The sequence below is a fragment of the Bordetella genomosp. 13 genome (assembly GCF_002119665.1).
In the GTDB taxonomy this organism is placed as follows: Bacteria; Pseudomonadota; Gammaproteobacteria; order Burkholderiales; family Burkholderiaceae_B; genus Bordetella.
This window is the reverse complement of record NZ_CP021111.1, coordinates 2,026,840-2,047,715: the sequence shown is the minus strand read 5'-3', so window position 1 is coordinate 2,047,715 and position 20,876 is coordinate 2,026,840. Positions and strand designations below refer to the sequence as shown.

General features: G+C 68.3%; 16 protein-coding genes. 10 read left to right on the top strand and 6 right to left on the bottom strand.

Annotated features, from left to right (window positions below; genetic code table 11):
• Positions 1 to 121: 121 nt before the first annotated feature.
• On the top strand, positions 122 to 1,177 hold the full coding sequence (locus CAL15_RS09235) for a threonine aldolase family protein (protein ID WP_086078320.1): 1,056 nt from the start codon (positions 122 to 124) through the stop codon (positions 1,175 to 1,177).
• Positions 1,178 to 1,192: 15 nt separating this feature from the next.
• On the opposite strand, the gene CAL15_RS09230 is transcribed toward CAL15_RS09235, so the two are convergent.
• A complete protein-coding gene (locus CAL15_RS09230) occupies positions 1,193 to 2,116 on the bottom strand; it encodes a LysR family transcriptional regulator (RefSeq protein WP_086078319.1) in 924 nt (307 codons plus the stop codon).
• Positions 2,117 to 2,231: 115 nt separating this feature from the next.
• On the opposite strand from CAL15_RS09230, the gene CAL15_RS09225 reads away from it, so the two are divergent.
• The 6 genes from CAL15_RS09225 (at position 2,232) to greB (ending at position 9,464) form a co-directional block, all read left to right on the top strand.
• A complete protein-coding gene (locus CAL15_RS09225) occupies positions 2,232 to 4,316 on the top strand; it encodes a hydantoinase/oxoprolinase family protein (protein WP_198299191.1) in 2,085 nt (694 codons plus the stop codon).
• The gene (locus CAL15_RS09220; protein ID WP_086078317.1) at positions 4,313 to 5,896 is read left to right on the top strand and encodes a hydantoinase B/oxoprolinase family protein; all 1,584 of its coding nucleotides are present in this window, start codon (positions 4,313 to 4,315) and stop codon (positions 5,894 to 5,896) included. Before CAL15_RS09225 ends, CAL15_RS09220 begins: the two co-directional genes overlap by 4 nt.
• 49 nt (positions 5,897 to 5,945) lie before the next feature.
• Complete coding sequence (locus CAL15_RS09215; protein ID WP_232468167.1) at positions 5,946 to 6,935, top strand: Bug family tripartite tricarboxylate transporter substrate binding protein; 990 nt, start codon at positions 5,946 to 5,948, stop codon at positions 6,933 to 6,935.
• 70 nt (positions 6,936 to 7,005) lie between these two features.
• Positions 7,006 to 7,941, top strand: coding sequence for an alpha/beta fold hydrolase (locus CAL15_RS09210; protein WP_086078316.1), 936 nt, complete (start codon positions 7,006 to 7,008; stop codon positions 7,939 to 7,941).
• 61 nt (positions 7,942 to 8,002) lie between these two features.
• Positions 8,003 to 8,848 (top strand): 3',5'-nucleoside bisphosphate phosphatase, encoded by an 846-nt coding sequence (locus tag CAL15_RS09205; RefSeq protein WP_086078315.1) that lies wholly within the window; start codon positions 8,003 to 8,005, stop codon positions 8,846 to 8,848.
• Between the two features lie 64 nt (positions 8,849 to 8,912).
• Positions 8,913 to 9,464, top strand: a complete 552-nt coding sequence (gene greB, locus CAL15_RS09200; protein WP_086078314.1) for a transcription elongation factor GreB — start codon at positions 8,913 to 8,915, stop codon at positions 9,462 to 9,464.
• Between the two features lie 6 nt (positions 9,465 to 9,470).
• On the opposite strand, the gene CAL15_RS09195 is transcribed toward greB, so the two are convergent.
• Positions 9,471 to 10,382, bottom strand: a complete 912-nt coding sequence (locus tag CAL15_RS09195; RefSeq protein ID WP_086078313.1) for an alpha/beta fold hydrolase — start codon at positions 10,380 to 10,382, stop codon at positions 9,471 to 9,473.
• Positions 10,383 to 10,467: 85 nt separating this feature from the next.
• Here CAL15_RS09195 and CAL15_RS09190 point away from each other — a divergent pair, with 85 nt between their 5' ends.
• Positions 10,468 to 10,899: a MerR family transcriptional regulator gene (locus CAL15_RS09190; protein WP_086078312.1), complete on the top strand. Its 432-nt coding sequence runs from the start codon at positions 10,468 to 10,470 to the stop codon at positions 10,897 to 10,899.
• Between the two features lie 136 nt (positions 10,900 to 11,035).
• Here CAL15_RS09190 and CAL15_RS09185 read toward each other — a convergent pair whose 3' ends face one another.
• The 3 genes from CAL15_RS09185 to CAL15_RS09175 all read right to left on the bottom strand — a co-directional run bounded on the left by CAL15_RS09185 (position 11,036) and on the right by CAL15_RS09175 (position 13,958).
• Positions 11,036 to 12,064 carry a DctP family TRAP transporter solute-binding subunit gene (locus tag CAL15_RS09185; RefSeq protein ID WP_086078311.1) on the bottom strand — a complete coding sequence of 343 codons (1,029 nt, stop codon included), beginning with the start codon at positions 12,062 to 12,064 and terminating at the stop codon, positions 11,036 to 11,038.
• 65 nt (positions 12,065 to 12,129) lie between these two features.
• The gene (locus tag CAL15_RS09180; protein WP_086078310.1) at positions 12,130 to 13,428 is read right to left on the bottom strand and encodes a TRAP transporter large permease; all 1,299 of its coding nucleotides are present in this window, start codon (positions 13,426 to 13,428) and stop codon (positions 12,130 to 12,132) included.
• A complete protein-coding gene (locus CAL15_RS09175; protein ID WP_086078309.1) occupies positions 13,425 to 13,958 on the bottom strand; it encodes a TRAP transporter small permease in 534 nt (177 codons plus the stop codon). The genes CAL15_RS09180 and CAL15_RS09175 overlap by 4 nt, the downstream gene beginning before the upstream one ends.
• A gap of 692 nt (positions 13,959 to 14,650) precedes the next feature.
• On the opposite strand from CAL15_RS09175, the gene purL reads away from it, so the two are divergent.
• On the top strand, positions 14,651 to 18,730 hold the full coding sequence (gene purL / locus CAL15_RS09170; RefSeq protein ID WP_086081011.1) for a phosphoribosylformylglycinamidine synthase: 4,080 nt from the start codon (positions 14,651 to 14,653) through the stop codon (positions 18,728 to 18,730).
• A gap of 187 nt (positions 18,731 to 18,917) precedes the next feature.
• Complete coding sequence (locus CAL15_RS09165) at positions 18,918 to 19,598, top strand: hypothetical protein (protein WP_086078308.1); 681 nt, start codon at positions 18,918 to 18,920, stop codon at positions 19,596 to 19,598.
• A gap of 46 nt (positions 19,599 to 19,644) precedes the next feature.
• Here the strand turns inward: CAL15_RS09165 and CAL15_RS09160 are convergent, their stop codons facing one another.
• Positions 19,645 to 20,760, bottom strand: a complete 1,116-nt coding sequence (locus CAL15_RS09160; RefSeq protein ID WP_086078307.1) for an esterase-like activity of phytase family protein — start codon at positions 20,758 to 20,760, stop codon at positions 19,645 to 19,647.
• Positions 20,761 to 20,876: the final 116 nt, after the last annotated feature.

The window sequence follows — 20,876 nt, the reverse complement described above, 5'->3', positions numbered from 1 at the left end:
TACGCATAGCAGGCCGCAGGCACAGCGCAATTCGCGGCCCGCGCGGACTTTCAGCAGGGGCCCGTGCCCCGCATACTTGGCGGTCCGGCTGGACAGGACCGCACCACGACAGGCAGCCACAATGAACCAGAACACGAACGTACCGAACCACGCCATCGACCTGCGCAGCGATACCGTCACGCTGCCCACCGCAGACATGTACGAGGCGATCGCGACGGCCCGGCTGGGCGACGACGGGCTCGACGCAGACCCCACCGCCCGCGAACTCGAGGCGGCCACGGCAGAGCTGCTGGGCAAGGAAGATGGCGTGTACTTTCCAAGCTGCACCATGGCCAACCTGGCCACGATCATGGTGCAGGCGGCCCGCCAGGACATCGTGCTGGCGCAGGAGGATTCGCACATCTACGGGGCGGAGCGCGGCGGCGCCGTGCTGACGGGAGCCTTTTACCAACCCATCCGCGGCGAGTGCGGCGCGATGGACCTGGACCTGTTGTCCGACGCCCTGGACTCGCGGCGCAGCAAGCTGCGCACCGCGCTGGTGTGCCTGGAGAACACGCACAATAGCGCCGGCGGCACGGTGCTGCCGGTCGAGTACATGCGCGACGTCGCCGCCCTGGCGCGCGCGGCGGGCGCCGCCGTGCACCTGGACGGCGCGCGCATGTTCAACGCGGCCGCGTATCTGGGGGTGCCCGCCTCGGCGCTGGCCGAGCATGCCGACACGGTGGCCGTGTGCCTGTCCAAGGGACTGGGCGCGCCGATGGGCGCGGTGCTGGCCTGCCCCGCCGCACTGGCCGGCAGGATCCGCACCATGCGCCGCGCGTTGGGCGGCGGCCAGCGCCAGGTGGGCATCGCGGCCGCCGCCGGCCTGGTCGCTATACGGTCCATGGTGGCGCGACTGGGCGAGGATCACGAGACCGCCGCGCGCCTGAGCGCGCAATTGCGTGAGCAGGCGCCGGCGCTGCGCGTCAGCGTGCCGCAGACCAATATCGTCATGGTGGATACGTCGCAGACCGGCCGTCCGGCCCAGCAATGGGCGGCCGATCTCGCGCAGTCGGGCGTGCTGGTGCGGCCGTGGAGCCGCAACGTCCTGCGCTGCGTCACGCACCGGCACATCGTGTCGACGGACGTCGACCAGGCCTGCCAGGTCTTCGCTGCGCTGGCAGTTCAGGGGCGATAGGCGCGCCTTCGGTGTTCAGGGCGGCGGGTGCAGCACGCCTTCCGCGTCGCGCGCCTCGCGGCGGATTTGCGCCAACGCCACGCGTTCCGCCTCGAGGACCGGCCGGCTCAGCTTGCGCAAAATGCCGATCTGCCGGTAAGGCTTGGGTTCGCCGATGGGCCGGTAGGCGACCTTGCGCATGTTCAGCGACGGCAGCGACAGGGCCGGCAGTATCGTGATGCCCAGGCGCGCAGAAGCCATGTTGATGGCCGTGACCATGCTGACCACTTCGTGGACCGGCTGGCGCGGCATGCCGGTGACGAGGATCGAGGCCTCGACCAGTCGGCGCACGCTGGATTTCTGCGGCAGCAGGATCAGCGGATGCGCGGCCAACTCCGCCCATTCGACCTGCCGGCTCTTGCGCAGCGCATGACCGGCCGCGAAGACCGCGACCAGCTCGTCCACGAACAGTGGCTCGAACGAGAGGTCGTCGCTGGCGTGGGTGAACATGCCGACCCCGAAGTCGACCTCCCGGTTCATCACGCGCTCGACGAGCACGTCGTTCTGGTCCTCGATCATCTGCACCGAAATGCTGGCGTGGCGCTCGCGCAGCGCGGCCAGCGCCCGCGTGCCGATGCCGAAGGCGAGCGAATGCAGGATAGAGAAGGCCACCCGTCCGCGGTGGCCGAGCGCCAGGGCACGCATCTCTTCATGGGCATGGTCCAGGTCCTGCAACGGCCGGCGCACGCTGTGCAACAACTGCTGGCCGGCCGGCGTGAGGTCGACGCGGCGGGTGGTGCGGTCGAACAGCGCCACCCCCAGCGTGGCCTCGAGTTCGCGTATGGCCTGCGAAAAGGCCGGTGGACTCATCGCCATGTGCGAAGCCGCGAGGGCGAAGGATCCCAGGTCGGCAGCGGCGACGAAACCCTCGAGCTGACGCAGCTTCAGTTTATTAGGCATTTCTTAATAATAGCTTCGAAAATTCCAATAGTCATGAGATGCCTTTCGTCGCAAGATGGCGGCTCGCCTGTGGGCCGCCGTCAAACGGTGTCCCGAACCTGGAACAACGGGAATCATGGAAAAGTATTGGATAGGCATCGACACGGGGGGGACGTTCACCGACCTGGTGCTGCGCGACACCGATAGCAGCGTGTGCGTGTACCACAAGGTGCCGACGCGTACGCAGGACCCGGCGCAGGGCATCCTGGACGGCATACGCGAACTGCTGGAACTGGGCCGCGTGGCCCCGGCCGATGTCGATTTCGTCGTGCTGGGTACGACGCTCGCCACGAACGCAGTGCTGGAGGGCACCTGGGCGCGCACCGGCATGCTGACCACGCGCGGCTTCGCCGACGTGCTGGACATTGCGCGCCAGCGCCGGCCCCACTACTTCAATCTGGACATACCCAAGCCCGTGCCGCCGTCGGCCCGGGTCGACCGCTTCGAAGTGACGGAGCGCCTGGGCTGCGACGGCCAGGCCCTCGCCGCCCTGGACGAAGACGCGGTGCGGCGGGCCGTCGCGGCGCTGAAGGAACGCGACGTCGGCGCGGTGGCGGTGTGCTTCATGCATGCCTATGCCAACCCCGAACATGAGCAGCGCGCGCTGGCCATCGTGCGCGAGCAGTGGCCGCAGGCCTATGTGTGCGCGTCGGCGGACGTGCTGCCCGAACTGCGCGAGTACGAACGCTTCGTCACCACCGCGGTGAACGCGAGCCTGATGCCCGTGATGGACCGCTACCTGGAGCGCTTCGAACTCGGCGTCAAGGAGATCGGCGTGCAGCGTGCGGCGCGCGTCATGCAGTCCAATGGCGGCGCGGTCACCACGCGCACCGTCCGCAAGCTGCCCATCAATACGTTCTTCTCCGGCCCGGCCGGCGGCGTGATGGCGACGGTGGCCACCGGCGCAGACGTCGGGGAACGCGGCCTGATCGCGTTCGACATGGGCGGGACCAGCACCGACGTATGCCTGGTGAAGGACCTGGCCCCCGCCATGAAGAGCGAGCGCCCCATGCGCGGCCTGCCGGTCCGTGCCCCGACATTCGACATCCACACGATCGGGGCCGGCGGCGGCAGTCTGGCATGGCTGGATGCCGGGGGCATGTTGAAAGTGGGACCGAAGAGTGCGGGCGCGTATCCCGGCCCGGCCGCCTACGGACGCGGCGGCACGCTGCCGACGGTGACCGATGCCAACGTGCTGCTGGGCAGGCTCAGTCCCGTGTCGCTGCTGGACGGCCGCATGGACGTGTTCCCCGCGAATGCCGAGACCGCGATCCGCGAGATCGTGGCCGAGCCGCTGGGCATGACCGTGGCGGACGCCGCGGTCGGCATCCTGAAAATCGCCACTGTGCACATGACGGGCGCCGTGCGCGTGATTTCGGTGGAGCAGGGCGAGGACCCGCGCGAGTACGCGCTGGTGGCCTTCGGCGGCGCGGGGCCGCTGCACGCGGCCGAGGTGGCCCTGTCCGCGGGCATGTCGCGCGTCATCGTGCCTCCCCGTCCCGGCCTGCTGTCCGCGCAGGGGCTGCTGCAATCGGACCAGCGCGGCGACTTCTGCATGACGTGCCTCGTCGCGGCGGAGCCGGCGCAGCTCGGCCGCGTGAACGCCGGCTTCGAGGCGCTGCAGGCGCGGATGCAGGCGTGGCTGCAGGACGAGTCGGCTGGGGAGGGCGCCCAGGTGCAGCGCACCTGGCAGATCGACATGCGCTATGCCGGGCAGAGCTCGGAACTGACGCTGCCGTTGTCCACACCTGTGGTCGATGCGCAGATGCTGGATGGATTGCGCCAGATCTTCCACGACCGGCACGAGGCGATGCTGGGCTACAAGCTGCCCACCCACGACGTCCAGATCGTCAATGTGCGGGGGGCGGTGGTCATCCGCTCGGACAAGCCCGCCACCGCCGGCATCGCCGGAGACGGCGAGCTGCAGGCGGCCATCTCGGGGCACCGGTCGGTGTGGTTCGAGGCCACCGGCTTTGTCCGCACGCCGATCATCAAGCGCGACCGGCTGTTCGCGGGCGCCGCGTTCACCGGCCCGGCCGTGGTCGAGCAGATGGACACGACGACGGTGGTGCCGCCCGGCGCGCGGGCCAGCGTCGACCGGTACGGCTATCTGCACCTTGACCTTTCCGACATCATCAACACGCAAGGATTCCAGGCATGAACAAGCCCATCGATCCGATCCGCGCCGAGGTCGTCGCGCGCTACCTGCTTGGCGTCACCGAAGAGATGGGCGCGGCCCTGACGCGCGCCGCGTTCTCGCCCAACATCAAGGAGCGCCATGACTGCTCCACCGCCGTGTTCGATGCGGACGGCAACATCATCGCGCTGCCGCAGCGCGTGCCGATCCACCTGGGCTCGATGGTCGGCGTAGTGGACGCGATCCTGCAGAAGGTGTCGCGCAGCGACATACGGCCTGGGGACATGTTCATCGCGAACGACCCGTATCACGGCGGCGGCTCGCACCTGCCGGACATCAACATGATCGCGCCGGTGTTCCACGAGGGCGCCATCGTGGCCTTCGTGGCCAACATCGCGCACCATGCGGACGTCGGCGGCATGGTGCCCGGTTCCGAGGCGGCGGTCTGCACCTCTATTTTCCAGGAAGGTCTGCGCATTCCGCCCGTGCGGCTGGTGTCGGGCGGTGCGCTCAACGGCGACATCCTGGACATCCTGCTGCTGAACACCCGCACGCCCGAAGAGCGTTCGGGCGACATTCGCGCGCAGATCGCCGCGAACACGGTGGGCATCCGCTCGGTGCAGGCCTTGTTCGAGCGCTACGGCACGCAGGAACTGCAGGATACGATCCGCGGCTATCTCGATTTCACCGAGCGCCGCTTCACCCGCGCAATCCAGGAGCTGCCCGAGGGCACATACGTGTCCAGCGATTTCCTGGACGGCAACGAAGAGGGCGAGACGGCCGAGATCAAGCTGGCGCTGACCGTCGGGCGCGGCCGGCTGGTGCTGGATTTCGCAGGGTCGGCACCGCAGCTGCAGTCGGCGCGCAACATCCCGTACCGGGCGCTGATCGCCACCGTCTATACGGTGCTCAAGAGCATGCTCGACCCGGAGATCGCGGCCAACGCCGGGTACTTCCGCACCATCGAGGTCCGGATTCCGGAAGGCACCGTCGTCGGCCCGGTGGCGCCGGCCGCCATCGGGGCGCGCGCGATCTCGTGCGCCGTGCTCGGCGACGTCATTGCCACGGCGCTGTCGCAGGCCATGCCGGGCAAGGCGCTCGCCCGCAGCGGGCCGCACCAGCTTATCGTGCTGGCCGGCGACGACCCGCGCACCGGCAAGTACTTCGTGAACTACGAGACGCTGGCCGGCGGCATGGGCGCGCGCTCGTACCGCGACGGCATGGACGCGGTGCGGGTGCATGCGTCCGGGTCGTCCAACTTGCCGGTCGAGGCGCTGGAACAGGCCTATCCGTTTCTCATCGAACGCTACGAGATCAACGCGGACAGCGCGGGCGCCGGGCGGTACCGTGGCGGCGCGGGCATCCTGCGCGATTACCGCATCCTGGGCGAGAACGTCGTGCTGAGCCTGTCTTCCGAACGCCAGCATGTGGCGGCGGCCGGCAGCGAGCATGGCGGCGATGGCGGCCTGGGCCGCTTCATCCTCGATCCGGACACGCCGCAGGAACGAAGGCTGCCTTCCGCGGCGGCCGAGATCCGGCTGCGTGCCGGCCAAGTGCTGCGCGTCTGCACGCCGGGCGGAGGCGGCTACGGCGCGCAGGGCTGATCCCCGGAGAGGGGCGGCAGGAGACAGACATCCAGACAAGGGGAAAACAATGAAGACTTGCATATATGAACTCATGCTTCGCATGCGCTGGGCCGGACTGGCCCTGGCGCTGGCTTGTGCGGGCGTCCAGGCTCAGGTGGACTATCCGTCCCGGCCCATCCGGATCATCGTGCCGTTTTCGGCCGGCGGAGGGGTCGATCTGACGGCCCGCGAGTTGGCCCACCGGCTGGCCGCGCCACTGGGCCAGTCCATCGTGGTCGAGAACAAGCCCGGCGCGGGCGGGGCGCTGGGCGTGCGCACCTTGATCGCGGCCGAGCCCGACGGCTATACGCTGCTGCTGGGCACCGCGGGCGAGGTGGCGATCACGCCGCTGGTCAATCCGGCCGTCAACTACGACGCCCGCAAGGATCTGAGCCCGGTGGCGCTGGTCGTCAAGGCGCCGAACGTACTGGTCGTGCATCCGGACGTGCCCGCTCAGGACCTGAAGGGGCTGATCGACCATGCCAGGGCCAACCCGAAGTCGGTGACGTACGCGACCAGCGGCGTCGGCACGGCCCAGCATCTCGCCGGCGAACTGTTCAACAGGATGGCGGGCGTGCAGGCCCAGCACATTCCGTACAAGGGTTCGTCGCAGCAGGTGCTCGACGTGGTCGCCAAGCGCATCACCATGACCTACGCCAGTCCGGCAGCGGTACGATCGTTCGTGGAGAAAGGCCAGCTTCGCGCCCTGGGCGTGACCACGGCCGAACGCATCCCCACCATGCCCACCGTGCCCGCGATCGGCGAGGTCGTGCCCGGTTACGGCCTGCAGAGCTGGTTCGCGCTGTTCGCCCCGGCGGGCACCGATCCGCGGATCGTGCAGAAGCTGAACGCCGAAGTCTCGAAGGTGCTGCGGGATCCGGCCGTCATCAAGACGCTGCGCGAATCCGTGGGCGAGCCGGCCTATGATGCGCCGGCCGAAGTCGCGGCCTTCATCGCCCAGGACATCGGCCGGTTCGAGAAGATCGTGCGCGAGGCGGACATCACGCTGCGCGAGTAGGCTGCGGCCCGCTAGGGCGGGCAGGGGTAAGATGGACGCCTCGCGCACCCGTCCACGGAGCCCCGACACCATGCAGCAACCCCGCCTCGATTACGTCACCTGCGCCAGTCCTGCCGGCCTGCATCGCATGGCCTATTGGGAGTGGGGCGATCCGTCCAACCGCGACGTGCTGGTATGCGTGCATGGCCTTACCCGCACCGGCCGCGATTTCGACGAGCTGGCACGACGCCTGTGCGAACGGTATCGCGTGGTGTGCCCCGACGTGGTCGGGCGTGGCGCGTCGGACTGGCTGGTGAACCCGGCCTTCTACACGATCCCGCAGTACGTGTCCGACATGGTCACGCTGCTGGCGCGGCTGCGGCCCGGCCGGCTGCTCTGGACTGGCACGTCCATGGGCGGCCTGATCGGACTGGCGCTGTCGGGCTCTGCCGCCATGGCGCGCGCCATGCGCGCGGGGGGCGCCTACACCGGCGGCCATCCGCAGGCCTTGCCCGAGAATGGCGGCATCCGCTTCGATCGGCTGGTCCTGAACGACGTGGGGCCGCGCCTCGAGACCGTGGCGCTGCGTCGCATCGGCGAATACGTGGGTGAACCGCGCGAGTACGCCTCGTTCGCCGAGGCGGTGCGCGGCATGCGCGAAGTGTCGGCCAGTTTCGGCTCGCATACCGATGAGCAATGGGAGACCCTGGCCCGCCACGTGTACCGCGAGCGCGACGGGCGCTGGATCAAGCACTACGACCTGGGACTGGCCGCGCCGATGGCGGCCCAGACGCCCGAGGTCTACGAGGCCGGCGAACGTTTGCTGTGGCAGGCTTACGACGCGCTGGACTGCCCGGTGCTCATCGTGCGGGGCGCGGAATCCGATCTGCTGACGGCCGCCACGGTGGCCGAGATGCAGTCGCGCAATCCGCGCGCCCAGGCCGTCGAATTTCCCGACGTGGGGCATGCGCCCACGCTGATGACCTGCGAGCAGCTCGATCCCGTCGCCGCCTTCCTGCTGGGTTGAGGGGTACGACCCCGCCATCTGGAGGGCGGGCCTGGGCCCCCAACGCCTCTACAATACGGGCATGCAAACCGCCATGCTCAACTTCGACCTGCACTGCCATTCCACCGTGTCCGACGGCGCCTTGCCGCCGGCGGAGGTGGCAAGGCGCGCGCATGCCAACGGCGTGGACGTGTGGGCGCTGACCGATCACGATGAGGTCGGCGGCCTGGCCGAGGCGGCCCGTGAGGCCGGCGAGCTTGGATTGCGTTTCGTCACCGGGACCGAAATCTCGGTCACCTGGGCCAGGCAGACGGTGCATATCGTGGGCCTGCAGTTCGATCCCGCCAATGCCGAACTGGTGCAGGGCCTGCGCAAGACGCGCTCGGGCCGCGCCGCACGCGCGCAGCGCATCGGCGAGCGTCTTGCGGCCATGGGCATGCCGGGCGCCTACGAAGGCGCGCTGCCCTTTGCCGGCAACCCCGAGCTGATCAGCCGCACGCACTTCGCGCGTTACCTGGTCGAGGCGGGCTACTGCCCCGACGTGCAGACCGTATTCAACAAGTACCTGGGCGACGACTGCCCGGGCCACGAGCCCATGCAGTGGGCCACGCTGGCCGAGGCCGTGGGCTGGATCCGCGGCGCCGGCGGGCGCGCCGTCATCGCCCATCCAGGCCGCTACAAGTACACGCGCACGCAGTTCGCGGCGCTGTTCGATGAGTTCCTGCAACTGGGCGGCGAGGGCATCGAGGTGGTCACGGGCAGCCATACGCCCGACGAGGCGCGCCAGTACGCCGAGGTGGCGCGCCGCTACGGCATGCTGGCCTCGCGCGGTTCCGACTTCCACAGCCAGTACGAAAGCAAGGCGGACCTGGGCATGCTGCCCATGTTGCCGCCGGACCTGAAGCCGGTGTGGCACGACTGGATCTGAAAGCGCCCCGGGCCGCCGCCCGCGGTATGGGTCGGGCCTGTTCGCCTACTGATATGCTGTTTCCATGAACAAGGCTTTCGTCAAAGAATCCGACCGCGACGACGAGGACGAGCTCCCCGAGGCCGCGGCATTGCCGGCCGGCACGCGCAACTACATGACGCCGCAGGGCTACGCGCGGCTGCGTGAAGAGCTCACGCAGCTGATGAACGTCGAGCGCCCGGCCGTGGTGCAGGTGGTCTCGTGGGCCGCCTCGAATGGCGACCGTTCCGAGAACGGCGACTATCTGTACGGCAAGAAGCGCCTGCGCGAAATCGACCGCCGTATGCGCTTTCTTACCAAGCGCCTGGACATCGCCGAGGTGGTCGACCCGGCCTTGCAGCCGAACCGCGACCAGGTGTTCTTCGGAGCCACGGTGGTGTATCTGGACAAGGCGGGCGAGGAGCACACCGTCACCATCGTCGGGGTGGACGAGGCCGAGCCGCTGGCCGGCCGCATCAGCTGGATATCGCCGGTAGCGCGCGCGCTGATCAAGTCGCGCGAAGGCGATACCGTGGTGCTGCGCACGCCGGGCGGGGTGGACGAACTGGAAATCCTCGAGGTTCGCTACCCGTCTTAGGGCGCCTCAAGGCGCTGCAGAAGATGCCGCGTCCACGAATGCCGACAGGTCGCGATTGAACCGCCCGGACTCTTCCATGAACGGCGCGTGGCCGGATTGTGCGTAGACGACGCTGCGCGCGCGCGGGTTCAAGGCCTGCGCGCGGTCCAGGGAAGGCCCGGGCTTGACCAGCGCGTCGCGCTCTCCGTAGACCAGCAGCAGAGGCTTGCGCAGCGCGCCCAGTCCGGCCGGTGCGTCCACCGTCATCGAATGCACCGCGTGCTGCATTCGCGCCGAGGCCAGGGCGGCATTGGCCAGCAACCGCTGGAACGTGACGGCGTCCGGTTGGGTCGCGAAGCACAGGGCCAGGAAGGCGCGCTCCGCATCCAGGTGGGTCTTCAGGTCTTCCGACGCCAGATCGTGATAGACCTGGGGCTGCGCGGCAATCTGTTGCGGCGTCAGCTCGATCACGCCCCCCACATAGACGGCGCCCGCGATGACGCCATCGCCATGGGAAGCCAGATAGTTCGTGATGACCGCCGCGCCGAGCGACCATCCCACCAGCACCGGCCTGCGTGCGCCGGTTGCGGCGATGACGCTGGCCAGGTCGTCCGCCCAGCGGCGGCCGTCGGTGTACGCGGCGGCATCATCGGGCATGCCGGACTGGCCATGACCGCGCAGGTCGTAGGTGATCAGCCGGTAGCGCTGCAGCAGCGGGCTGTCCACCTGTGCCTGCCAACTCAGGCGGCTGCCCAACAGGCCATGCACGAACACGATGGCGGGGCCGTCGGGGTTGCCGGATTCCTGCACGGCCAGCGTGACGCCGTCCGGCGCCGTGACGGTATGGCGGATGGTGGCGGCGGACGCGGCTGCCGAGGCGGCCGCCAGGACGACGAGCGAGATCAGGCGGACTACCCAGAGAGGGAGATGACGAGACATGGAGGAACTCCTGTAGGAACACAGGCGCCAGTTTCAACCCTCACATCAATGTGAGGGTCAAGCGTCGGCGTGCTACGCTGGCCCGATGGCGAAGATCGATACCCCCGAACTGATGTCGATAGGCGCGCTGGCCAAAGCCGCCGGCGTCAGTATCCGTTCGCTGCGGCACTACGACGGCCATGGCCTGCTGGCGAGCGTGCGCGCGTCCAATGGCTATCGCATGTTTCCGGCCCAGGCGGTCACGCAGGTGAGGCAGATCCAGCGGCTGATGGCCGCCGGCTTCAGTCTGGCGGAGATCCGCGGGTTCCCCGACTGCATGCTGCTCGTCGAGGGAGCGGCCGCCTGCCCCGAAACGTCCGCCGTGCAGCGCAAGCGGCTGGCCGAGGTGGAGCGCCAGATCGCCGACCTGGAACGGCGCCGCGCGCGCCTGCGCAGCATGCTCGCCGAGGGCGCGGCGCCGCCGCAGGAATCGGGGGCGAGGCCGTCCATTACGCCCAGTACGCACAGGCGTGCATGAACGCAGGCCGCCCCCGCGCGGCGGCAAAAAGAAAGCGGATGCCGGCTTTTGACCGGCACCCGCCGATGGGCAGGACTCTACGTTCCATGCCCGTGATGGGCAGCGCCGCGCGCCGCCATCTCCCCTGGGCTGCTGCTTATTTCTGGCGTGCGGCGATCGACTTCTCGGCCATGTTGACCAAGTCTTCGCCGATCTGTTTCTTCCACTTGTCGTAGACGGGCTTGGTGGCGGCCACGAACTCGGCATGCTGGGCGGCATCGAGCGAGGTGACGGTCACGCCGTGGCCCGCGATCTCTTTCAGCAGCGACGAGTCCTGGGGCGTGACGCCCTTGCGCGCGATGACGATCTGCTGCTTGCCGGCATCCAGCGCGGCCTGGCGGACGATCTCGCGGTCTTTTTCGGTCCACGAGTTCCACACTTCGCGGTTGACCACGAAGATGAGCGGGTCGGCCACGTAGTTCCACAAGGTCAGGTACTTCTGGCCCACGTTGTACAGCTTTGAACCGGTGTAGATCGACAGGGGGTTTTCCTGGCCGTCGACCGCGCCGCTGGCCAGCGCCGGCTGCGCGTCGGCCCAGCTCATCTGCGTGGGATTGGCGCCCAGTGCCGTGAAGGTGTCGATGTACAGCGGCGACCCTACCACGCGCAGCTTCAGGCCTTTCATGTCGGCCGGCTTGGCGATGGCATGCTTCGAGTTGCTGAGCTGCCGGTAGCCGTTCTCGCCCCAGGCGAGCGGCACCACGCCGGCCTTCTCGACCAGCTTGAAGATCTCCTTGCCCACGTCGCCCTGCACCAGGGCGTCGATGGCGGCGTAGTCGGGCATCAGGAAGGGCAGCGAGAACAGGTTCAGCTGGCGCACCTGCGGCGACCAGTTGATGGTCGACCCCACCGCCATGTCGATCACGCCCTGGCGGATCGCGGTGAACTCGCGGGTCTGGTCGCCCTGGACCAGCGACGTGCCCGGATAGACCTTGATGTTGATACGGCCCTGCGTGCGCTCGCGCACCAGGTTCGACCAGATCTCGGCGCCCTGGCCCCACGGGAAAGTGGTGCCCACCACGATGGACAGCTTGTATTCCGACTTGTAGTTCTGCGCCTGCGCGGGCATCACGCCCAACGCCGCCGCGGCGCAAAGCGCGGCGCCCAGCAATTGCTTCAGTTTCATGGTCGTTCTCCTCTCTCGTCGTTTCGCGGCGGCTTCGTGCCGGCCGTCCTTTTGCCCGTTCTTCGCTAGTACCCCAGCCGGTGCGGCAGCCACAGCGCCAGCTGCGGATACACCAGCACCGCGATCAGCACCAGGAACATCGATCCCAGCATCCACACCACCCAGCGCACCGTCGATTCCATGGGCACGCGCGCGATGCGGCAAGACACCATCAGGTTCACCGCCAGCGGCGGCGTGAACTGGCCCAGCGCGACCTTCAGCGTGAGGATCACGCCGAACCATACGGGGTCCCAGCCGTAGGCATTGGCGATGGGCATCAACAGCGGCACGAAGATCAGGAAGATCGAGATGCCATCCAGGAACATGCCCACCGTCATGAGCAGCAGCACGATCAGCGCCAGCACGCCCCATTCGCCCAGGCCCGAGTTCACGATGGCGCGGGTGATGGGATCGATGACGCTGAGCGTGGACAGCGCCCATGCGAAGATGCCGGCCAGCGTCACCACCATCATGATGACGGCCGACAGTTCGGCGGCCTCGCGCAGGATGGGGAACAGGTCGCGGACCTTGATGGTGCGATGGACGCACATGCCCACGAACAGGCCGTAGAACACCGCCACCACCGCGGCCTCGGTGGGCGTGAACCAGCCCATGCGCATGCCGCCCAGGATCAGCACCGGCGCCGCCAGCCCCCACGAGGCCTCGCGCAGGCTGGCCCAGAAAGGCGGGCGGGGCAGGTGCGACTCCAGCGCGCCCAGCTTGTGCCGGCGCGCCAGCCAGACGGCCGGCACGATCAGCGCCAGGCCGGTCAGGATGCCGGGCACCATGCCGGCGGCAAACAGCGCGGGCACCGAGGCGCCGGGCACCAGCACCGAATAGATGATGAAGGCGACCGACGGCGGAATCAGGATGTCGGTGGCCGCGCCGGCTGCCACCACGGACGCCGAGAACGAGCCCGGATAGCCCGCCCGCGACATGGCAGCGATCATCACGGCGCCCACCGCGGCAGCGCAGGCCGGGCCGGAGCCCGAGATGCCGCCCAGGAACATCGCGACCATGATCGCCACCATCGGCAGCATGCCGGGCCCGCGGCCGACGATGGCGATGGCGAAGTCCACCAGTCGCTTGGCCACGCCCGACCGGTCGAAGATGGATCCCACGAGCACGAACATGGGGATGGCCAGCAGCGGGTACTTTGCCAAGCCGGCATAGAAGTTCTGCGGCACGGCCAAGAGGCCGAACCAGTTCACGTCCAGGTTGGACAGCACGATGGCGGCAGTGCCGGCCAGTCCCAGCGCCACGCCCACGGGCGTGCCGATCACCATCAGTGCGACGAACAGCGCGAACAGCAGGGCCGCGATCATGAGGGGCGCTTGTCCAGCAGCAGCCGGCGCAGCATGCCCAGCACGCGCAGCGAGATGGCCGCTGCCATCACGGGCAGCCAGGCCGAGTACCACCAGGTCGGCACGCCGATGGCGGGCGAGGTTTCTTCGTACCGGAATTCGTCGTAGACCAGCCGCGCCGACAGCACGGTAAGCAGCACGAAGAAGAACAGCACGCAGCCATGCGAGGCCAGGCCCATCAGCCGCCGGCGCCGAGCCGAACCGCCGTCGGCGAACAGTTCGATGCGGATGTGATGGTTGCGCACGAAGGCCGATGCGCCGCCCGCCATGGTCAGCACGATCAGCAGGAAGATGGAGATCTCCTCGGTCCAGGCGAAGGACTGGCTGGTGAAATAGCGCACCAGCACGTTGGCCAGGGTGATCAGCGCCAGGGCCGCCAGCACGAGCACGGCCAGCCAGTCCTCGATGGCCAGCGGCACCTTGACCGCGGGATCCGGCTCCGGAGTAAGAATGGGCTCGACCGGTTCTGCCGGCTCTTCAGGGCGTTGCATCGAGGGACTGCGTAGGAATGGACTAGGCGCGGCGCGCCAAAAACGACAGACGCTGCATCCTAACGGTGCGCCGCGCACGCTGTTACTTCGTACTTTCCCGTGGGTAGTGCATGTTGCGGAGCAATATCGAAAGGTGCGTTTGTGCGGGTCTGCGGCATGGAATTGCTGGTTCTGAAAGGTAGTTGCAACGTTATGGCGGCGCAGCATGCTGTCGCGCGAAGGGCGCGGATTTTTTGTAACGGGGCGCGGGCAGGCTGGCGGGACGTCGTCTGGGTTCTTCTGGACGCCGCATCCGTACCTGCGAAGTCTCGTCCTCGCGCTGAAGCGCTGCGGGCGCGACTTCTCCGGCACGGCTGCGGCTCGGAACGATCCAGATAGACGGACACAGCCTTCACGCTTACAAGCGTTGCCGGTGGCCTGTCGTGTATGGTCTTCCTTCGCCCAAGGTGTCGTTTCGAGCCAGATGCCAGAGGGCGTCAATATCGAGCTGGTTTGAGCCTGGTCCATGGCGGAGGATTCGCGCCCGCAGCGCTTCAGCGCGAGGACGAGAATCCGCAGTCATGGACCAGGCGCTAAAGAACCCAATATTCCCCCACTACCAAAGAACCGACCACCTACCATTTCTGGTAGTCGATGTGGGCGCTGGCGAGCAGGTAAAATCGCGTTTTGACCTCTACAGCGCCCGCCCCATCGTGTCCCTCGTCCAGCATCTGCCCGGTTCTTCCGCCCTGTCAGCCTTTCGCCGCGAACGCCTGCTGGCCCAGTTGAAGGCGGCCGGCCTGCCGGTTGCCGACCTCTCGGCCCGGTACGAGCACTTCATCAGCCTGGATGCCGAACTCGATGCCGACGCGCAGCGCCGGCTTGGCGAACTGCTGGACTACGGCACGCCCGAGGCGGCCGACGGCGCCAAGGCCGCCAAGGGGCAGCTCGAACTGCTGGTCATCCCGCGACCGGGCACCGTGTCGCCCTGGGCCAGCAAGGCCACCGACATCGTCCATAACTGCGGCCTGTCGGCCGTGCACCGCGTCGAGCGCGGCATCCGCTACGTGCTGACGCCCGAGCGTGGGCTGCTGGGCGCCAAGTCGTTCGATGCCGATGTGCTGGCGCGCGCCGCGGCCTGTCTGCACGACCGCATGACCGAAACGGTGGTGGACGGCGCCTTCGACGGCCAGGCGCTGTTCACGCCGCTCGAGGGCAAGCCCATGGCCACCGTGCCGGTGGGCGCGCAGGGCCGCGCCGCGCTGGTCGAGGCCAACACGGCCCTGGGCCTGGCGCTGTCAGAGGACGAAATCGATTACCTGGCCGAGTCCTTCGGCGCGCTCAAGCGCGACCCGACCGACGTCGAGCTGATGATGTTCGCGCAGGCCAACAGCGAGCACTGCCGCCACAAGATCTTCAACGCCCAGTGGGTCATCGACGGCCAGCCGCAGTCCGAAACCTTGTTCGGCATGATCCGCGCCACGCACAAGGCGCAGCCGCTGGGTACGGTGGTGGCGTATTCCGACAACGCCGCCGTCATGGAAGGCGGTTCGGCCCAGCGCTTCGAGGCCGGCGTGCCGGCCGACGGCGCCGCTTCGGGCGCTGCGGGCGCTTCAGGCGCTGACGCGGCCGCCTACCGTCGCCGCGCCGCCACCATGCACACGCTGATGAAGGTGGAAACTCACAACCACCCCACAGCCATCGCTCCGTTTCCGGGCGCGGCCACCGGCGCGGGCGGCGAGATCCGCGACGAAGGCGCCACCGGCCGGGGCTCCAAGCCCAAGGCCGGCCTCACGGGCTTTACCGTGTCGCACCTGCGTTTCCCCGACGCCGGCCAACCCTGGGAGGCCGACCATCACGGCCTGCCGGACCGCATCGCCTCGCCCCTGTCCATCATGATCGACGGCCCCATCGGCGGGGCGGCGTTCAACAATGAATTCGGCCGGCCCAACCTGCTGGGCTACTTCCGCAGCTTCGAACAGACCGCTGGCGGCACGCGCTGGGGCTATCACAAGCCCATCATGATCGCGGGCGGCCTGGGCAGCATCGACGCCGGCCTCACGAGCAAAGAAGTCATCCCGCCCGGCGCGCTGCTGATCCAGCTTGGCGGCCCGGGCTTTCGCATCGGCATGGGCGGCGGCGCCGCGTCCAGCATGGCGGTGGGCAGCAATTCGGCCGACCTCGATTTCGACTCCGTGCAGCGCGGCAACCCCGAGCTCGAGCGCCGTGCGCAGGAAGTCATCGACCGCTGCTGGCAGCAAGGCGCGGGCAACCCCATCCTCGCCATCCATGACGTGGGGGCGGGCGGGCTGTCCAATGCCTTCCCCGAACTGGTCAACGACGCCGGCCGCGGCGCGGTGTTCGACCTGAAGCGCGTGCCGGTCGAAGAATCGGGCCTGTCGCCCGCCGAGATCTGGAGCAACGAGTCGCAAGAGCGCTACGTGCTGTCGGTGCTGCCCCAAGACCTGGATCGCTTCGACGCCATCGCGCGGCGCGAGCGCTGCCCCTACGCGGTGGTGGGCGTGGCCACCGAAGAGCGCCAGCTGCGCGTGGTCGACGGCGAGGGCCTGCCTGGCGTCGACGCGGGCCGTCCGCAGGGTGTAGGCGAGGTGCGTCCGGTGGACGTGCCCATCGACGTCATCCTGGGCAAGCCGCCGCGCATGACGCGCGACGTGCAGCGCCTGCCCGGCGCCACCGGCGCGCTCGACCTGGCCGGCATCGACCTGACCGAAGCCGCCTATCGCGTGCTGCGCCACCCCACCGTGGCCAACAAGACCTTCCTCATCACCATCGGCGACCGCACCGTGGGCGGGCTGTCCAGCCGCGACCAGATGGTCGGGCCGTGGCAGGTGCCGGTGGCCGACTGCGCCGTCACGCTGGCCGACTACGAGGGTTTCCGCGGCGAGGCCATGTCCATGGGCGAGCGCACGCCGCTGGCCGTCATCGACGCACCCGCCTCGGGCCGCATGGCCGTGGCCGAGGCGCTGACCAATCTGGCCGCCGCCGACGTGGCGCGCCTGGAAGACATCAAGCTGTCCGCCAACTGGATGGCCGCCTGCGGCACGCCAGGCCAGGACGCCGCGCTGTACGACACCGTCTCCGCGGTCAGCCAGCTATGCCAAGAGGTTGGTCTTTCCATTCCGGTCGGCAAGGACTCGCTGTCCATGAAGACCACCTGGCAGCAGGACGGCGAGACCCGGCAGGTGGTGGCGCCGGTCTCGCTGATCATCACCGCCTTCGCGCCGGTGGCCGACGTGCGCGGCAGCCTCACGCCGCAGCTGCGCTCCGATGCCGGCGATACCGTGCTCATCCTCATCGACCTGGGCCGCGGCCGGCATCGCATGGGTGGTTCGATCCTGGCGCAGGCCTATGGCCAGGTCGGCGAACAGGTACCCGACATCGATCACCCGCAAGACCTGCGTACGTTCTTCATCACCATCCGCACGCTGGCCGAGGCCGGCATCGTGCTGGCCTACCACGACCGCTCCGACGGCGGGCTGTTCGCCACGCTTGCCGAAATGGCTTTCGCGGGCCACACCGGCATCTCGGTCAACCTGGACATGCTCACCTTCGATCCCTCGTCGGCCGATTGGGGGGACTACAAGATCCGGCCCGAGCAGGTGGCCGTGCAGCGCGAGGAGCTGACGCTGAAGGCGCTGTTTTCCGAAGAGGCGGGCGCCGTCATCCAGGTGCCGGCCTCGCAGCGCGACGCCGTCATGCAGGTGCTGCGCGGGGCCGGCCTGTCGGCCCATTCGCACGTCATCGGCGGCCTGAACGGCGCCGACGAAATCGAATTCTTCCGCGATGGCCGCAAGGTCTGGGGCGCCCCGCGCGCCGAGCTGGGCCGCGCCTGGAGCGAGGTTAGCTACAACATCATGGCGCGCCGCGACAACCCGGCCTGCGCGCAGGCCGAGCTCGACATGTGGAAAGACGCGGCGGATCCGGGCTTCTCGCCCCGCGTCACCTACGATCCCCAGGAGGACGTGGCCGCGCCGTTCATCACCACCGGCCGCCGTCCGCGCGTGGCGATTCTGCGCGAGCAGGGCTGCAACAGCCAGGTGGAAACGGCCTGGGCCTTCGACACCGCGGGTTTCGAAGCCGTCGACGTGCACATGACCGATCTGCTGTCCGGCCGCATCGACCTGTCGGGCATGCATGGCCTGGTGGCCGTGGGCGGCTTCAGCTACGGCGACGTGCTGGGAGCCGGCGAAGGCTGGGCGCGCACCATCCGGTTCAACAGCCGCCTGTACGACCAGTTCGCCGAGTACTTCGCGCGGCCGGACACCTTCGCGCTGGGCGTGTGCAACGGCTGCCAGATGATGGCCGCGCTTGCGCCCATGATTCCGGGCGCACAGCATTGGCCGCGTTTCACGCACAACCAGTCGGCCAAGTACGAGGCGCGGCTGTCGATGGTGGAAGTGGCCGATTCCCCGTCCATCTTCTTCACCGGCATGGCGGGCTCGCGCATGCCGGTGGCGGTGGCGCACGGCGAGGGCTATGCCAACTTCGCCCAGCAGGGCGATGCCTCGCAGGTGCTGGCCGCCATGCGCTACGTCGACAATCGCGGAGCCGTCACCGAAAAGTATCCGTTCAACCCCAACGGCAGCCCGGGCGGCCTGACCGGCGTCACCACCGCCGATGGCCGCTTCACCGTGCTGATGCCGCACGCCGAACGCGTCACGCGCAACGTGATGATGTCGTGGGCGCCGCAAAGCTGGGGCGAGGCCGACACGGGTGGCGCGTACAGCCCCTGGATGCGGATGTTCCGCAACGCCCGGGTCTGGCTGCGTTGATGCCCCGGGGCTGCTCGATGCCGGGCGCTTTCTCGCCCGGCATCGTCCCCTCCCTGGTTTGCGCCGCCGATGCGGAAGGGCACTCCGCCAAGAGCAGCACCAGCCAGCAAAGCCGTCTCGTCCGCTAAAGTTCGCTCCGCCAGTGTCGTAGCTGCATAAGTAACGCACTGACGTTGGAGCGGCACGCATGGCGATGGATACGCGTCCTCAGTGGTGGGAAAAAACGGTCGAATACGCGTTCGTTCTTCAGTTCATCAAGGACGGGGGCAACGCGTTTCCTTTGGCAGGCGATCCGGAAACGGCGTTCGGTGACCTGCTTCACCAGGCCCATGCCACGTTCCGCCTCATCGAGTTCAAGGCGCGGGCAGCCAACATTCAGGACGAGAAGCGCAAGTGGGGCTTCGGCGATCCGGATACATCGGGCAAACGCTGGCAGGCGTGGCCGGGGTCCTTCCAAGAGATGCTTGCCTGCCATTGTCCGGTCATAGTCGCGGCGGCTGGGCATGCCGCCCATTGGCTCGTATACGGGCGGCCCCATGCGTCCGGCTTCGACCTGGCCGCCCAGGGCTACTCGCAGGCCAGCGAGGTGTGGCCGCTTGCCGGCCCCGGGTCCTTCGATGCCTTGGCCAGTGTCTGCTGCGAGGATATGGTTGCCTACCTGTCACTGTTGGAAGCGGTGCGGGGTGACGCGGGGGTGTCCGGCCAGGGACTGCTCCTGGCAGGCGTGGCAGGCGGCAAGTCGATCGTATTGACCACGGCCGAATTCCGTCGGCACGCCGACCCGCACTACGTGCCGGCGCATCGCGCCACCCATGCCGCAGCGCCCGTTCCCAAGCCGGCCGCAGCGTCCAACAAGCCTCGAATCTAACCGTAGGGCAGCACCGCGGCATGCCGCGCCGGTCATCGGAATGCGATCACGGCAACACCTCGAACGCCAGCAGCAGCGTCTGCTGCGCCGGGTTGAAGTTGTCGTCCGACACCAGCACCAGCGTGTCGTTGCCGTTGGCCAGCTTCGGGCCCCATGTCAGCCCTTCGAGGTTGTCCAGGCGCGCCAGGCCCAGCGTGTTCAGATCCAGCACCAGCCGCTTGGTGGTCGGTTGTATCGTCGCGTCCGCCAAAGACGCCAGGCTGGCCACATCGGTGGCCTGCGTCAGGTCCGCCACGTACAGGCGCACGTAGTTGGCGAACCTGCCGTCGGCGGCCTGCACCGCGGAGCGTTCCAACACAAGCAGCCGGGTAGCATCCAGGGCCAGTATTTCCGACACGCCATTGTCCGCATGCTTGCCCGCTCCCGGCGTGGCTGGAATCGGGTCGATGGGGTAGGCCACCTGCCGCAGCAGGTTGCCGCCGCGGTCGTACTGGGTGAATCGCGCCAGCGCGCCGGCCTCGGGTGTGGGAGGCTCTCCGTCCTGCACCAGCGGTCCTTCCATGGCGACCCACAACGAGTGCCCGTCCGCGGCAAAGGTAAGTCCTTCGTAGGACAGGTTGTTGCGCGGCCCCTGGTGGCCAAACAGGCGAACCTGGAACATCGGTGACGTCGGCACTTCGCCCAACAGGCGGCCGTCTTTCGCGGTCTGCCGAACGACCGGATCCAGCGTCAATACCCGGTCGCCTTCGCTGGCGTACCACACGCTGCCGTCCAGCGGATCGATGCGCACCGTTTCCGCATCGGGCACGCGACCGCCGCGCAGCCGACTGGAATAGGGCGCGCCATCGGCCTGGCGCACGGACGTCATGCCCGTCAGCGTGACTGCGGCGAAGCGCTGCCCGTCATATTCCAGCCTGGCGGTGTACCAGCGCGCCGGCCCGTGGTCGGAACGGTCATCGCTGATCAATAGCCACTGGCCCGTGCGCGGGTCGTAGTCGATGCCGGACAGGCCGCCCACCGTGGTCTGCTGGAACGCTTGCGCATGGGGAATGCTTTGCGTGCCGATGAGGCGCAGTGATCCAAGCGCACGCGCCGCGTCGGATTGCGCAACGGCCGGGTAAGAAAACGGGGCTGCCAGCATGACGGCGAGCAGGGCTGCCATGCCGCGGGCGTACGCACAGGCACGCAACGTCGAACCGCAAGACAAGAACATGGCGCAAGACCACCAGATGCGAAACCGCTGATGATAGGGCAGACACGTGATGCCGACACGCATGC

Excerpts from the sequence above, each read along its gene's own strand:
- CAL15_RS09235 (WP_086078320.1), top strand. The coding sequence starts at position 122 with ATGAACCAGAACACGAACGTACCGAACCACGCCATCGACCTGCGCAGC.
- CAL15_RS09230 (WP_086078319.1), bottom strand. The coding sequence starts at position 2,116 with ATGCCTAATAAACTGAAGCTGCGTCAGCTCGAGGGTTTCGTCGCCGCT.
- CAL15_RS09225 (WP_198299191.1), top strand. The coding sequence starts at position 2,232 with ATGGAAAAGTATTGGATAGGCATCGACACGGGGGGGACGTTCACCGAC.
- CAL15_RS09220 (WP_086078317.1), top strand. The coding sequence starts at position 4,313 with ATGAACAAGCCCATCGATCCGATCCGCGCCGAGGTCGTCGCGCGCTAC.
- CAL15_RS09215 (WP_232468167.1), top strand. The coding sequence starts at position 5,946 with ATGAAGACTTGCATATATGAACTCATGCTTCGCATGCGCTGGGCCGGA.
- CAL15_RS09210 (WP_086078316.1), top strand. The coding sequence starts at position 7,006 with ATGCAGCAACCCCGCCTCGATTACGTCACCTGCGCCAGTCCTGCCGGC.
- CAL15_RS09205 (WP_086078315.1), top strand. The coding sequence starts at position 8,003 with ATGCAAACCGCCATGCTCAACTTCGACCTGCACTGCCATTCCACCGTG.
- greB (WP_086078314.1), top strand. The coding sequence starts at position 8,913 with ATGAACAAGGCTTTCGTCAAAGAATCCGACCGCGACGACGAGGACGAG.
- CAL15_RS09195 (WP_086078313.1), bottom strand. The coding sequence starts at position 10,382 with ATGTCTCGTCATCTCCCTCTCTGGGTAGTCCGCCTGATCTCGCTCGTC.
- CAL15_RS09190 (WP_086078312.1), top strand. The coding sequence starts at position 10,468 with ATGGCGAAGATCGATACCCCCGAACTGATGTCGATAGGCGCGCTGGCC.
- CAL15_RS09185 (WP_086078311.1), bottom strand. The coding sequence starts at position 12,064 with ATGAAACTGAAGCAATTGCTGGGCGCCGCGCTTTGCGCCGCGGCGGCG.
- CAL15_RS09180 (WP_086078310.1), bottom strand. The coding sequence starts at position 13,428 with ATGATCGCGGCCCTGCTGTTCGCGCTGTTCGTCGCACTGATGGTGATC.
- CAL15_RS09175 (WP_086078309.1), bottom strand. The coding sequence starts at position 13,958 with ATGCAACGCCCTGAAGAGCCGGCAGAACCGGTCGAGCCCATTCTTACT.
- CAL15_RS09165 (WP_086078308.1), top strand. The coding sequence starts at position 18,918 with ATGGCGATGGATACGCGTCCTCAGTGGTGGGAAAAAACGGTCGAATAC.
- CAL15_RS09160 (WP_086078307.1), bottom strand. The coding sequence starts at position 20,760 with ATGGCAGCCCTGCTCGCCGTCATGCTGGCAGCCCCGTTTTCTTACCCG.